This is a genomic window from Flavobacterium undicola, assembly GCF_009909155.2.
GTDB lineage: Bacteria > Bacteroidota > Bacteroidia > Flavobacteriales > Flavobacteriaceae > Flavobacterium > Flavobacterium undicola.
The window spans coordinates 62,892-77,562 of the sequence record NZ_JAAAPM020000021.1 but is presented as its reverse complement, the minus strand read 5'-3'; the positions used below and the strand labels follow the sequence as shown (position 1 = coordinate 77,562).

The window sequence follows — 14,671 nt, the reverse complement described above, 5'->3', positions numbered from 1 at the left end:
CAATATCGATGCCAGCACAATTTTTAATAATTTTCTCTAAACTACTCATTGATTACGATTTAATGAAATAGAAATAGGCTCAAAGTATATTATGTGAAAAGATATTACTACCATGGGGGAAATTCATCTTAACTGAACTCACCAATATTGCATACTATAATACTTTGAAACAAAACTCGAACTCAGGTAAATAACACTAATTTGCTTTACTGTTACACTGCCTAATTCTAATTCAGGTTATTAACAAAGATAACGTCATTTTATATTGCATTTTTTTGTAAAAAAATTATACCTCGAACTGACGTTTTTAATAATTGCATCCAACGGGATACATCTACTATTATTTGTCTTTTACACATCGAAATCCTAAGTGATTACAAGCACTTGTCGTTTCTCCTTTGCCACGGCTTCCTGCCACATAGCGAATACAATACTGATCGCTACACAAATAGGAACCGCCTCTTTGAACGTGTTTTTCTACTCCGGGTTCTTCGGGATCATTACTCGTTGAAGGTCCTTTTGGATTATCACCAGCACTAGTTTTATAATAATCATCACGGTATAAATCGTTACACCATTCCCATACATTTCCTTCCAAATCATAGATTCCTAAAGGGTTTTTAGGAAAAGACTTTACCGGAGCTGAGTCCGAAAAACCGTCTTCGGCAGTATTATTATTAGGGAAAGTTCCTTGAAAAATATTGGCTGCCCATTTGCCATTGGGTTTCAACTCCTGACCCCAATAATATTTAGTATGCTTTCTTCCTGCTCTGGCTGCAAACTCCCACTCAGCCTCTGTTGGCAATCGCTTTCCAGCCCATTCAGCATAAGCCTTAGCATCAAGATAACTAACTTGTACTACAGGATTATTTTCGAGCCCCTCAATACTGCTTTCCGGTCCATTGGGATGTTGCCAACTGGCTCCCGGAACGTATTGCCACCATTGCTGTATATTATCCAAGGAAACCTTTGTTGTTGGCGGCACAAATACTGCCGAACCCGGTACTAAATTTTCAAGCGGAACTCCCGGATAATCAGCCGGGTTTAAAGGCCTTTCGGCAATGGTTACATAATTAGTAGCAGCTACAAAAGCAGCAAATTGGGCATTGGTTACCTCGTGTTCATCAATCCAATATCCTTTTACGCTTACTTTATGAACAGGTTTTGCATCGGGATAATCTTCGGTTCCCATATTGAAATCTCCTCCTTCAACCCAGACCATTCCATCGCTAGAAGATGCCGAATTTTCTTTAGATTTTTTTTCAATGGATTGCAGTAACAAAGCTTTCTTAGAAGTATTTGCCTTACACATTGCTTCACAAGTTGTTGTTGTAACTGCAACTGCCTTAGTTTCTTGCCCCGAAGCAGTGTATAAAGCCGATAAAATAATGGCAACAATTAAACTATATTTTTTCATATTCGTATTATTTCATTATCAGCGTGCCCGAACGAATCAGGAACTTATTGTATTAAAATTTCAATGGATAAAAAGCAAAAACATTAACAACAACACATCAGGCAAAGAATGCCAAATGCAAAAAGATCTTGCATTTTTAAAAAAGAGATGTATTGGATATATTTCAAAATTTTTCTGCTTTAGAATTTATAATTCTATTAATTTGATAGAACAAATGTATATTAAAAATACCAACTTCCAAATTTTGAATTATATTTTTTTTCTTTAAAATAAAAACCGCAAACACAAAACCTACGCAAACCCATAAAATGCAAGGATTTAAACAGAATTATATTTTTAAAATTATACCGGATTTTAAACAAAAAAAACACCGATTTAATCGATTTCCACTAAATACGCTGCGAAAACCGACTAAATCTGTGTTGGAAATAATACGAATTTACCCTATGAAATAAACTCTTTTATAAAGTTGAAATAAATTACAGCATAGGTATTGAAAACAATCTTTGTTATTTATTTCTAATTATATTATTGTACTAAAGCCAAATCAACTTCTTTTTTCAAATCGTTCGAACCATCTTTTTTGAAAACAATTTTTCCGTTTTGGTATAAAATCAAAGTTGGGAAAACCTTCACTGTTTTCAAATCGGCTATCACTTGTGGGCTTTCTTCTAAATCAATTTCTACGATTTTTAAATTAGTCCCCTGCTCTGCTCTGATAGTTTCCAAAATAGGTTTTACTTTTTTACAAGCACCACAATATCTTGACCCAATATCAACCAAAACACTGTTGTTATTGGCAATGATTTTATTGTATTCTGCTAATGTCAATTTACTTTTCAAATTAGTATAAAAAGGCTTTCCTCCTCCTATCCAGGCAGCAATTCCTCCTTGTAAATCATGCACTTCTGAAAAGCCATTTTTCAATAATTCTTTGGCTAATAAATTACTTCTTCCTGCACCAATTGAATAGATAAATACTGGTTTTGATTTATCCAATCGAGCTACATATTCGGCATAATTCTTTGTTTCCAAATTAAAATTAACCGCACCATTAATATGGTTTAACGCAAACTCTTCCGGAGCTCGTGCGTCAATTATCTGTGGATTTTTTTGCTCTTTAATTTTTGCAGAAAAAGAGTCTAATTGTAAGGTAATTATATTTTGATTTTGGGCAAAACCGACAATTGTAAAAAGCAAAATTATTGCTGTAATACTGTTTTTTAAACTTTTAAGATTGAACTGGCTCATATACGTTTGGATTGGGTTGAACATTCTGTTTTTGAGCAATTGGCAAAGCTATAACTCCATCAGCTAAAGGGCTTCCTTCAATTTTAGATTTGAATATTGGCCAAAGAAATTGTGCATACCACTCTTCACTTTTGTATGATTTCGTTCCGTAGGATTCAGGGAATTTACGCGTGATTAAACCCGTACCGAAAATCACATCCCATAGGAAAAACATATTTCCAAAATTGCCTTTGAAATGTCCAACACCATCACCGCTAGTATCCGCATGATGGGCGTGATGCGTAGCCGGAGTAGAAATAAGACGTTCTAAAACCCAGGCAATAGGATGCAATGCTCTGTATTTGTAAAACGGTTTGTCCCAGGCAAGACTGGAGTGCGCTCCTAAGGTGATAAAACTTTTAACAACCAAAACAAATAAAGCAGGTATTCCTAAACCTAAATAAGTCAAGGTTGCAGTTAAATAAATTTGAGAGAAAAACACCGTGTAAATAAAATTTTGTCTCGAAGCCATTGCCATTCCCATATATGGAGCTGAATGATGTGTTCTATGAAAACGCCATAAAAACGGTACTTGGTGGTGCAAACGATGGTACCAATATTGAGTTAAATCATCGGCTATGGCAATCAGGAAAAAGCCTCCCCAAAAAGGAACCCAGGAAAGTGTGTTCGCTAAATTTGGAATTATATACGGTAAAGCGGTTAAACTGAAAAATGCTGTCACTGGTGGTAAAAGCAATTTTGGTGCTAAAAAACAAATGATATCTACTTTGCGTTCGCGTCCTGTCCAATGATCATCATACAAACCTGCCGTAAATTCGACAATTCCTAAAACAATCGAGAATGCAATTAATCCCCAACTTCTAATGTTTTTAAAGGCTGGTTGAAGAAATTCCAAATAGGATGGTAATGTAAGATGTGATTCTGCCACAATACCATTATTCAGTTTAAAATAGAGGTAAATTGCCAATACCGGCAAGCTGTAAATAAAAAGACTGATACCTAAGTCTCTTTTTAATTTTGTTCTATCTAATGCCATGATTTCTTAATTTAAAAAAGTTTTTATTAATGTTAAACCTCCTGCTAAAATCAGTAGTGGTACTAAAAACACGATTATCCCAACGATAATTTTTTTTGCTATTATTTGAAAATCTATTAATTTCATATGTATAATTTTTAAAAGAATCAGGCCTTTTAGGTTCTAATAAAAGACCTGAATTCACGATTGAGTAATTAATTAGTGCTACCTGTTTGAGGTGCTTTATGAATTAATTCCTGAATATTTTGATTTTTATCTCCTGAGGGATTGTGTATTTTTCTACCCAATACATCACTCCAGTCAATTAAAGGATACACGTTATTTTCTTTAGCCTGCTCATCAAACAATTTTTTAAGTTCGGCTAATTTTTCAGGATGCTTTTTTGCCAGGTTGTTACGCTCGTTAAAATCTTCATTCAGGTTGTACAATTCCCAAACATCAGTGTCAAAATTGCTTGGTGCTGGTGCTTGATTTTTATCTGCAGTATTTGGTGAGGTAAAAGGATTTGCATGTGCTGCAGCCGCTTTCCAACCGTCTTTGTAAATGGCTCTGTTTCCAAAAATGTAATAGTATTGTACTTTGTGTAATGATTCTGCTTTAGCATCATTTAACGAAGTATACAAAGACGAACCCTGAATAATATCCTGCTTAATCTCTTTAATTTTTTCAGGCGCTTTAATTCCTGCAATTTCTAATGTAGTAGGAAGAATATCCGTTACGTGGCTGTATTGGTTTCTGATTCCGCCTTTTTCTTTAATTCCTTTTGGATAAAAAACAATCAACGGATTGCGTGTTCCTCCTTCGGATTGTGCATCTTGTTTCCAGTTTTTGAAAGGGGCATTAGTAGCCTGTGCCCATCCCAATGGATAATTGGTATTCAAACCTTTAGCTGTACCGATTTCTCCAATTTTTTCCAAATTAGACTGAAGATTTTGCTCATCAGAAGCACCTTTAGCAAAAATACTTTGGCTGATTGTACCCTGTGTCGTACCTTCTTTACTCGCTCCATTATCGCCAATAGCAACAAAAATCAAGGTGTTATCCAATTGATTGCTTTCCTTCAAATAATTAACCACTCTCCCAATTTCGTGATCTGTATACGTCAAATATCCGGCATAGACTTCCATGAATCTTGCATATACTTTCTTTTGATCTGGAGTTAGTTTTTTCCAATCGGCAATAAGAGCATTACGATCCGGCAACACCGCATTAGCAGGAATTACACCCAATTTCTTTTGGTTTGCCAATACTTTTTCACGGTATACATCCCAACCTTCGTCAAATTTTCCTTTGTAAGCATCACTCCACTTTTCAGCAACCTGATGTGGGGCATGAACTGCTCCCGGTGCATAGTATAAAAAGAATGGTTTTCCCGGAGCTGCTTTTTGTTGTTTCTGAATATAGCCAATCGCTTTATCCGTAATTTGATCGGTTAAATGTCTTCCGTCCGGTTTTACATGTGCCTGATCTTCCACTAAATCAGGATTGTATTGATCGGTTTGAGAACCTAAGAAACCAAAGAAATGATCAAATCCTTTCCCTGTTGGCCATCTGTCAAAAGGACCTGCATCGGTAGCATCTTCATCAGGAGTTACTCCGTATTTACCCACTGCAAAAGTGTTGTATCCATTCTCTCTTAAAATCTCGGCAATTGTTCCTTTATCCGCTGGAATTCTTCCATCCCAACCCGGGAAACCTGCCGATAAAACGGTGTGTGAAAAACCACTAACATGAACTCTTCCTGAATTTCTACCAGTCAATAATGCGGCACGAGTTGGCGCACAAATAGCTGTGGTGTGGAAATTCGTATATCGCAATCCATTATTTGCCAAGGCATCAAATGTTGGCGTATTAATCAAACCACCAAAAGCACTGGAAGCACCGAATCCTACATCGTCCAACAAAATCCAAACTACGTTAGGAGCGCCCGCTGGAGCTTTTACCGGTTCTGTCCAATATTCTTTTGATTCTGCTAATGTTTTACCAATAACTCCTTTATAATTCGCATCGGGTTTATTTTGGGCAAAACCAAGCTGTGCAACAACTAAGGCTGTAAGTAAAAGTCCTTTTTGGGGAGTTTTCAGCTTTGAACTAAATTTAAAATTCTTCATTGTTTTGTTTTTATAGATTATTAATGAACCCACTATGGGGTGAATATTTCGTTAATTTTGAAAGAATCAAACACTTTAAATTTGCTTAATTCTATAGATTTAGTATAGTTTTAATACGCAATTGTCCACTAATACCATTTTAGAATTATAAAACAGTTTCTTTTTTACCTCACCCCAACCCTCTCCAAAGGAGAGGGAGCCGAAAAATTGGATTATTTTATATTTCCAAATGGTATAACTTTTAAAGTCCAGAATTAGGAATAGTCTTTGTTAATTTTATCTTTTATTGGTTTTCCTACCACTCTTTTCAGAAAACGAATAATAGAAAAAACACCCATCAAAATGGATAATGGTATCAGATAAATAACTGTCAGCACTAATTTCATTTTCCTATGATTTTAAAGTGTATTCGTTTCGCAACTATCTCATTTTTTTTGAATTATCAGAGCTACCAAATTCAAATTCAATAGCTCTGAAATCCTTTTTACCTGTTTGCTTTGGTCAATAATTCCTGAGCTGACTTACCTTCCGTAGCTGGCGTTTGGTGTATTTTTCTTTGGTACACATCGGACCAGTCAATTAATGGATATAGCTTATTTTTCTTGGCCTGTTCATCAAATAGTTTTTTCAATTCAGCTAGTTTTTCAGGATATTTCTTAGCCAAATCTTTTCTTTCATTGAAATCTTCATTGATATTGTATAATTCCCAAACATCTTTGTCGAAATCAGCATTTAAAAGACCTGCTTTTGATTTGTCTATTAATGCCTCTTTCACATCAATGGAGCTTCTATGTGCAGCTGCTGCTTTCCAACCATCATTATAAATAGATCTTGCACCGAAAATGTAATAGTGTTGGATTTTATGAGACGAAGCTACTTGAGCATTATTCAAAGAATTGTAAAACGAATAACCCTGAATAGAATCCTGCTTAATTTCTCTAATGGCTTCAGGTGCTTTAACTCCAAGAATATCAAGAGTGGTTGGCAAAATATCTATTACATGACTGTATTGATTTCTGATTCCACCTTTATCTTTAATTCCTTTTGGATAATACACAATCAATGGATTGTGCGTTCCTCCTTCGGTGTTAGCATCTTGTTTCCAGGATTTAAATGGCGTGTTAGTGGCTTGAGCCCAACCCAAAGGATAATTAGCATAGCTTTGAGGTGTTCCAATTTCGCCAATTCTATTTAAATTTTTCTGGAATACCTGCTCTTCTGTTTCTCCAGCCACATAGGTTTGTCTGTCGACAGCTCCTTGTAAAGTTCCTTCCTTACTGGCTCCATTATCGCCTATTAAAACAAAAACCAACGTATTGTCTAATTGATTGGTTTCTTTTAAATGATTCACCAATCTTCCAATTTCGTAATCGGTATAAGTCAAATATCCGGCATATACTTCCATGAATTTTGAATATACTTTCTTTTGATCTGGCGTTAATTTTTTCCAATCTGCAATAAGTGAATTACGTTCAGGCAATACGGCATTGGCAGGAACAACTCCTAATTTCTTTTGATTAGCCAATGTTTTTTCGCGATAAGCATCCCAGCCATCATCAAATTTTCCTTTATAGGCATCACTCCATTTTTGAGCTACCTGATGCGGTGCGTGAACTGCTGCCGGGGAATAGTACAAAAAGAATGGTTTTCCCGGAGCTGCTTTTTGCTGTCTGGTGATATAGCTAATTGCTTTATCGGTAATTTGTTCACTAAGGTGTCTGCCATCAGGAGCAACATGTACTTGATCTTCAATTAAATCCGGTTTATACTGATCAGTAGCTGAACCTAAGAATCCAAAGAAATGTTCAAATCCTTTACCTGTTGGCCATCTGTCAAAAGGGCCTGCATCTGTGGCATCTTCATCTGGAGTTACCCCATATTTCCCTACGCCAAAAGTGTTGTATCCTTTATCACGTAAAATCTCTGCTATAGTTCCGTTTTTTGAAGGTAATCTTCCATCCCAACCTGGAAATCCTGCTGACATTATTGTATGCGAGAATCCTCCAACATGGACTTTATGAGAATTACTTCCTGTCAATAAAGCTGCACGTGTAGGAGCACAAATAGCTGTAGTGTGGAAATTGGTATATCTCAATCCATTGTTGGCCAGACTCTCTAATACCGGTGTTTCTATTAAACCTCCAAAAGCACTTGAAGCTCCATATCCTACATCATCCAAAATAATCCAAACCACATTGGGCGCACCCTTAGGAGCGGTAACTGGGTTTGGCCAATATTCTTTAGACTCGGCTAAGGTTTTACCAATAACTCCTTTGAAATTGGCATCTGGTTTGTTTTGGGCAAGGCCTAATTGAGCAACAAGCAAAGCGGTAATCAAAAGCCCTTTTTGCGGGCTTTTGATAATACTGTTATATTTAAAATTTTTCATCTCTTGTAAATTTTATTTGGTCAGTTATTAATAATTAGGATTTTGTGGCAAACCTATTGGATCAATATTGCGCTCACTTTGAGGAATTGGATACAAATTGTTACGCTCTGAAACCGAGTTTTTAGCAGTTACTTTTTTCACTTCGGTAACTAAAGTTCCCCAACGTACCAAATCAAACCAGCGTTGTCCTTCCTGAACAAATTCTTTTTTACGCTCTTCGCGAATAGCTTCTCTTAATTGAACAGTTGTAAGTCCTACTAAATCTACGGTCACATTTGGAGTCTGAATTGGTTTTGCAAAAGCTCTTCTTCTTACCTGATTCACCAATTCATGAGCTTCTAAAGTTGCTCCATCTTTTTCATTAATCGCTTCGGCAAGAGACAATAGAATATCAGCATAACGAATTATTGGAAAATTAATCGCCACGTTAGATGGTGTAGCCAAATTGTTCAAATCCAAATACTTTTTGAAAAGTGGTTTTGGAAAAGTATAAAGCGCTCCTGTAGCAGGATTCACTAATTGTTTCACATAACTCGCATCTCTTCTGGTATCTCCTGTTGCATAAATATCATAAAACAAGGCTACATCCGAAATAATATCTGCCGGTTCAGTAGCGGTAAATCCTGTAAAAGAAGTCCCTTGAAAAACATTTCCACTTGAACCGTTCCCTGCTTGATTTGGTTCGAATTGAACAGAAAATATATGTTCTTTTCCGTTCTTTTTAGTTTTGTCAAAGATGTCTGCAAAATTTTCGAAAAGCGCATATCCAAAACCTCCATTAATCACTTCTTTTGCTTTAAGTATCGCATTTGGCCAATCTTTTTTGGTCAAATACACTTTTGCCAAAATAGCTTTTGCAGCTCCTGAAGTAGCACGACCTACATTCGTTCCTGTATAAGTTGATGGCAATGCTTCGGCATCCGTTAAGTCCGAAATAATTTGCGTGTACACCTGATCTACAGTAGCTCTGTTTGATTTTAAACTTTCCACTTGAATAGAAGTGGGTTCGTGTAAAACGATTGGAACTCCTCCCCAAAGACGTACTGCCTGAAAATACAACAACGCTCTGATGAATTTAGCTTCATTAATCAATCTTGTTTTAATAACGTCAGTAGCAGCTGTTTTAGGAATGTTATCAATAGCCACATTCGCTCTGTTTATTCCTGCATAAATTTGGCGCCAAGCCACCTGAACACGATCGGAAGTAGCATCATGAGTCAAACTACTTAAAGCTCTTACCTGAGGATTAGTAGCCGAAACTCCAGCCGCAGCATAATCAGAAGCCATATCAGTCAGGAAATAAAGATTTCTTCCAAATAAGCTCTGTTCTCCCGGGTCAAGACTCAAAGAAGCATAAACCGAAGTCACACTCGCAATAGCATCATCCTGAGTTATAAAAAAATTTTCTTTGGTTACAAAAGAGGTTGGTGCAACCTCCAGCTCGGTGCACGATACAAACAGACCGGCACTTAATATCAATGTTAGAATTATCTTTTTCATTTTTTATTTTACTTAAAAAGTTACGTTCAAGCCCGTGATGAATGTTTTAGAATTTGGATAAGCTCCAAAGTCAATTCCGGGATATAAATTGTTTTGTTCATAAGAACTTACCTCTGGATCAAAGCCTCTGTATTTAGTCCAGGTAATTAAATTTTCGGCAGATACGTATAGTTTAACGCTCTTAGTTCCTATTTTAGAAGAAAGGCTTTTAGGAAGTGTGTATCCAAAAGTGATGGTTTTTAATCTCACAAAAGAAGCATCTTCAATATAACGCTCCGTAATGATTCCTAATGGAGAACTTGTTGCTCTAGGAATTTCATTACTTAGATTAGTTGGAGTCCAACGATCTAATAAAGCTGTTGAAGCATTTGTTCCAAGAGTTGAAATTTCTAATTGTTGGTTCAGAGCGTTAAATATTTTACCTCCAAAAGAGCCTTGGAAAGAAAAATTCAAATCGAAGTTGTTATAAGAAACACTGTTACTAAAACTTGCTACGAATTTAGGTTGTGAACTTCCTAAATCCCCTTTGTCAGTAGCTGTAATTACTCCATCTCCATTGGTATCTACGTATCTTCTGTCTCCTATTTTTGTATTAGCAAGACTGTTTATTTTAGGTTGTGTATTAATCTCTTCCTGAGTTTGGAAAATACCATTAGATTTGTATCCCCAGAAAGTTCCCAGAGGCAATCCTACTTTTACCGTTACTGGTTGTTGTTGCAACAAAGTACCATTTGGAACTACAGGGAAAAATTGATCCACCCCATTCCCTATTTCAAGTACTTTGTTTCTATTAGCAGAAAAAACAAAGTTAGAATTCCAAGAGAAATTTTCTGTTTTTAAGTTTTCAGTAATCAAACCTATTTCGATTCCTTTATTCTCAACACCTCCAATATTTTGAAGAACTGAAGAATATCCAGATATAAGAGGAACAGGTACATTTACAAGCAAATCCTTTGTCTTTTTATAGTAGGCATCAAAAACAAAATTTATTTTTCTGTCCAATAATGATAAGTCTAAACCAACATTGTATTGCGTTGTTTTTTCCCATCTCAAATCCGGATTTGCCAAACGCGTTGGTGTCAATCCTGTTTGAACAGTACCTCCAAAACTATAATTAACAGAACCTATGGACGCTAAAGAAAGATAATTTCCAATCTCCTGATTTCCTGTTGTTCCTGCGCTTAATCTCAATTTAATATCATCAACCCCTTTGATATTTTTAGCAAAGTCCTCATCAGTAATGTTCCAAGAAAAACCTGCTGACGGGAAATAACCCCAAAGTGATTTTGAACCAAATCTTGAAGAACCATCTGCACGTGCCGATACTGTTAAATTGTATTTTCCTTTATAAGAATAATTCGCTCTTGCTAAATATGATTTTAATACACTTTCGAATGCATCACTATACGGTTTTACAGCTACTCCATCTTGTAAAGAGTTATAGGTATTAACATCATTTACAAAAGTGTTTGCTCCTGCATTTACCACTTCACCTTGGGTGTATTGAAGTGTATATCCAGCCAAAGCTGAAAACTTATGATCATCACCAAAACGGGTATTGTAATTCAGCGTATTCTCATTTAATACTGAACTTACTAATCTGTTTCCAACAGAAGCTAATCCTTTAGTTCCTGCACCTGTTGCAGTAGTAGAAGGAGCGTAATAATTTTGTTTGGTATCAATCACATCTCCACTAACAGCCACTTTAGCTGTAAGTTCTTTATTGATCTTATATTCACCAAACAAACTGGTCAAAATTCTATTAATTTGAGTTTTGTTAATGGTATTTTCCAAATCATTGATTGGATTGGCTATAATTCCATTAACTGCAGTTGCATAAGGATTATTGGTAAAATTATACGTTCCGTCAGTGTTTTTAATAGGAACTACTGGGGGTTGATATAAAACACCAACTAATGGATTTGGATTTCTTCCTCCTGCATTATTCGCAATACCATTCGATACTGAATTACTATAATTGGCATTCACACCAAATTTAAAGTTTTGGGAATAGTTTCTTTCGTAATTAGCACGAAGAGAAATTCGTTTGAAATCAGAGCTAATAACAATTCCTTTTTGATCGAAAAAACCTGCTGAAACCGCATATCTGGAACGATCATCTCCACCTGAAAATGACAATTGATGATTTTGAATTGGAGCCACTCTAAAAGCTGCCGATTGCCAGTCATAATTCCCTGAAGTTTTTAAAGCTTCTATTTGCGCTGGAGTAAAAGAAGGAGCTTGCCCTATACTTGCCTGAACGTCATTACGTAAACTAGCCCATTCACTGGCATTCAATAAATCTATTTTTTTAGAAACTTTTTGAAATCCGAAATACCCTTGGTACGAAATATTATCCTGACCTTTTGTTCCTTTTTTAGTAGTAATAATCACCACCCCATTAGCCCCACGCGAACCATAAATAGCTGTCGCCGACGCATCTTTTAAGATATCAATAGACTCAATATCACCAGGACTAATCGTTGATAACACATTGACTCCTGCTCCGGCATTAGCCACTCCGGCCGTACCATTACTGTTGTCATTATAAATCAATATACCATCTACAACATATAGTGGCTCGTTACCTGCCGTGATGGAGTTTCCTCCTCTAATACGAACACTGGAAGTAGCACCGGGACGTCCTGAACTTTGAGTAACAACCACCCCTGATACAGCACCTCGCAATAAATTATCGGCTGAAGAAGTAACCTGACTTAGATTTGCTTTAGGAATTGAAGAAACGGAACCAGTGATGTCTTTCTTTTTTTGAGTTCCATAACCTACTACTACTAATTCGTTCAGTTCTTGAACATCTGGCTTTAAGCTGATAATTATAGGACTTCCATTGGCTACAACTTCTGCTCTTTTATATCCTATATAACTTATCTGTAAAGTGTAAGGGAATTTTTGTCCTGTTTGAAAGTAAAATTTACCCTCTGCATCTGTGGTTACAGTATGTGTAATTCCTTTAATGTTTACTACAGCTCCTGCAATTGGTTCATTAGTAATTTGGTCTATTACTGTACCATCCAGTTTTGACTGTATCAGTGGTTTTGTGTTTTGCGCATTTATTCCAATTGATAATAATATTAGAATTACCAAAGAATATATATTTAATTTTTTTTTCATTACTTTGTTATAGTTTAAATAATAAGGAGCCTGAAGGCTGATTTATCAACTTTCTTTTTTCCTTTTTTGAGATGAACATTTCTTTTTTAAACTTCGCCATTTCTGTTGCCGCAGAAATGGCTTTTTTTATTTACAACACATTAACTTCATTTTCTTTATTTTTTGATTAGTACTATTTTGATTTTTTATCAGAATTCAAAAAAATATAATTTCTATTTACCACAAGAAACACACTCAGCTCTCCCTAAGTATTTCTTATCTATTTTTTTTCCAATAAACTTTTGTATAATTCTTCTTTTAAGAATTTGTTTGTTTTCTATTTTAGTTATGTATAACAAATAATACCCAGCGTTTTTTTTTATAAACTGCAACTGTACTTTTATACAAAACCAAATAAACTGAAGCTTATAAAAACCCTAACAGCAACAACATACTCGTCCAGGATTGACGAATACTTGATTTAATTGCATGATCAAAAAAGAGGTGTTTTTGATAGTTTTCAAAGCGTTATTTTTTATTAATGAATATTGTTTTAAAACTCTACTAATTCTATAGACAAAGTTAAGTTAAAATTAAAACTGACCAAAAGAAAACTTAATTTTTTTAAAATAAATTATTAATTATTTCTAAATATTGAAAAACACATCAACACAATTAACTGAATAACAAATAATTAAAACAACTCTGCCATTGTTTTGAAATATAAAAAACAATTCATTTAAACTAAAAATCACAAAACTATTACTACAAAAAAAATGGGTTTTAAATTTATAAGTCCTACTAATTGTATAGAACAGCCAAATTAAAAACAAAAAATGGGGTAATTTCAAAAGAAACTACCCCATTAGGTGATAAAAAAAACGGAAGTAAATTCTAACAATTATCTATTTTGATATCTAAACAAAGTACCAAATATAACTTCCTAAAAAACAAAAAAACACCTTAGTTTCCCAAGATGTTTTTTAAGGTGACCGCGGGCCCGACCGGCAGGCGGGGAACCTGCAACCCTCAGAGTCGAAATCTGATATTCCATACCTGTCGGCAGACAGGTATCCAGTTGAACTACTAAATACTTCTTTTAAAAAAACGATCTATTTTTTCCTCCAAAACTAATTACCTAAAAATCAAATACAATTAAAAAAGCTTCAAAACAATCAAACAAACTGATTATTTTGAAGCATTAAAATTGTGACCGCGACAGGGTTCGAACCTGCAACCCTCAGAGTCGAAATCTGATATTCTATCCAGTTGAACTACGCAGCCTTAATATAAATTCCAAATTTTTTAAAATCCCAAATCCCAACTGTAAAGCTTGGAATTTGGGATTTCATTTTTTGGAAATTTAATTCTTTATACTAAAAGTTTCTTTACAATAGTAGAAATTGTTTTTCCTTCGGCAGTTCCACCTAATTGTGATGAAGCTAATCCCATTACTTTACCCATAGATGCAATTCCAGATGCTCCCGTTTCAGCAATGATTTTAGCAATTACAGCCTCTATCTCAGCTTCACTTAATTGAGCTGGTAAAAACTTCTCTATTACCGCTACTTGAGCTAATTCAGGTTCAGCTAAATCAGGACGATTTTGTTCTGTGAAAATTTTTGCACTTTCTTTACGGGTTTTCACCAAACGTTGCAATAATTTAATTTCTTCTTCTTCTGAAATTTCTTCTTTAGAACCAGAAGCCGTTTGAGCTAAAAGCAATTCTGATTTTATGGCTCTTAAAGCTTCTAATGCTATGGTATCTTTGGCTCTCATGGCTGTTTTAATTTCATCCATGATGTGTACTGATAAACTCATTTGTATTTTTTATTAATAAGCACTACTGCTTTGTT

General features: G+C 35.2%; 9 protein-coding genes and 1 tRNA gene. All 10 read right to left on the bottom strand.

Going from position 1 to position 14,671, the window contains the following annotated elements; genetic code table 11:
* Nucleotides 1-340: 340 nt before the first annotated feature.
* Nucleotides 341-1,417 (bottom strand): formylglycine-generating enzyme family protein, encoded by a 1,077-nt coding sequence (locus GTZ96_RS12805; protein ID WP_161644308.1) that lies wholly within the window; start codon nucleotides 1,415-1,417, stop codon nucleotides 341-343.
* Nucleotides 1,418-1,945: 528 nt separating this feature from the next.
* Complete coding sequence (locus GTZ96_RS12800) at nucleotides 1,946-2,668, bottom strand: thioredoxin domain-containing protein (protein ID WP_161644307.1); 723 nt, start codon at nucleotides 2,666-2,668, stop codon at nucleotides 1,946-1,948.
* A complete protein-coding gene (locus GTZ96_RS12795; protein WP_161644306.1) occupies nucleotides 2,649-3,704 on the bottom strand; it encodes a sterol desaturase family protein in 1,056 nt (351 codons plus the stop codon). The genes GTZ96_RS12800 and GTZ96_RS12795 overlap by 20 nt, the downstream gene beginning before the upstream one ends.
* Before the next feature lie 194 nt (nucleotides 3,705-3,898).
* Nucleotides 3,899-5,815, bottom strand: coding sequence for an arylsulfatase (locus GTZ96_RS12790; protein ID WP_161644305.1), 1,917 nt, complete (start codon nucleotides 5,813-5,815; stop codon nucleotides 3,899-3,901).
* A 254-nt stretch (nucleotides 5,816-6,069) separates the two neighbouring features.
* On the bottom strand, nucleotides 6,070-6,201 hold the full coding sequence (locus GTZ96_RS18400) for a hypothetical protein (protein WP_262890585.1): 132 nt from the start codon (nucleotides 6,199-6,201) through the stop codon (nucleotides 6,070-6,072).
* Nucleotides 6,202-6,299: 98 nt separating this feature from the next.
* On the bottom strand, nucleotides 6,300-8,204 hold the full coding sequence (locus tag GTZ96_RS12785) for an arylsulfatase (protein WP_161644304.1): 1,905 nt from the start codon (nucleotides 8,202-8,204) through the stop codon (nucleotides 6,300-6,302).
* Between the two features lie 27 nt (nucleotides 8,205-8,231).
* Entirely contained in the window at nucleotides 8,232-9,704 is a 1,473-nt protein-coding gene (locus GTZ96_RS12780) for a RagB/SusD family nutrient uptake outer membrane protein (protein WP_161644303.1), read from the bottom strand.
* 12 nt (nucleotides 9,705-9,716) lie between these two features.
* Nucleotides 9,717-12,836 carry a SusC/RagA family TonB-linked outer membrane protein gene (locus GTZ96_RS12775; RefSeq protein ID WP_161644302.1) on the bottom strand — a complete coding sequence of 1,040 codons (3,120 nt, stop codon included), beginning with the start codon at nucleotides 12,834-12,836 and terminating at the stop codon, nucleotides 9,717-9,719.
* A gap of 1,189 nt (nucleotides 12,837-14,025) precedes the next feature.
* A tRNA-Arg gene (locus tag GTZ96_RS12770) sits at nucleotides 14,026-14,099 on the bottom strand.
* A gap of 87 nt (nucleotides 14,100-14,186) precedes the next feature.
* Nucleotides 14,187-14,636, bottom strand: coding sequence for a GatB/YqeY domain-containing protein (locus GTZ96_RS12765; RefSeq protein ID WP_161644301.1), 450 nt, complete (start codon nucleotides 14,634-14,636; stop codon nucleotides 14,187-14,189).
* Nucleotides 14,637-14,671: the final 35 nt, after the last annotated feature.

Bases quoted from the DNA above. Each gene is read 5' to 3' on its own strand.
- GTZ96_RS12805 (WP_161644308.1), bottom strand. From the start codon at position 1,417: ATGAAAAAATATAGTTTAATTGTTGCCATTATTTTATCGGCTTTATAC.
- GTZ96_RS12800 (WP_161644307.1), bottom strand. From the start codon at position 2,668: ATGAGCCAGTTCAATCTTAAAAGTTTAAAAAACAGTATTACAGCAATA.
- GTZ96_RS12795 (WP_161644306.1), bottom strand. From the start codon at position 3,704: ATGGCATTAGATAGAACAAAATTAAAAAGAGACTTAGGTATCAGTCTT.
- GTZ96_RS12790 (WP_161644305.1), bottom strand. From the start codon at position 5,815: ATGAAGAATTTTAAATTTAGTTCAAAGCTGAAAACTCCCCAAAAAGGA.
- GTZ96_RS18400 (WP_262890585.1), bottom strand. From the start codon at position 6,201: ATGAAATTAGTGCTGACAGTTATTTATCTGATACCATTATCCATTTTG.
- GTZ96_RS12785 (WP_161644304.1), bottom strand. From the start codon at position 8,204: ATGAAAAATTTTAAATATAACAGTATTATCAAAAGCCCGCAAAAAGGG.
- GTZ96_RS12780 (WP_161644303.1), bottom strand. From the start codon at position 9,704: ATGAAAAAGATAATTCTAACATTGATATTAAGTGCCGGTCTGTTTGTA.
- GTZ96_RS12775 (WP_161644302.1), bottom strand. From the start codon at position 12,836: ATGAAAAAAAAATTAAATATATATTCTTTGGTAATTCTAATATTATTA.
- GTZ96_RS12765 (WP_161644301.1), bottom strand. From the start codon at position 14,636: ATGAGTTTATCAGTACACATCATGGATGAAATTAAAACAGCCATGAGA.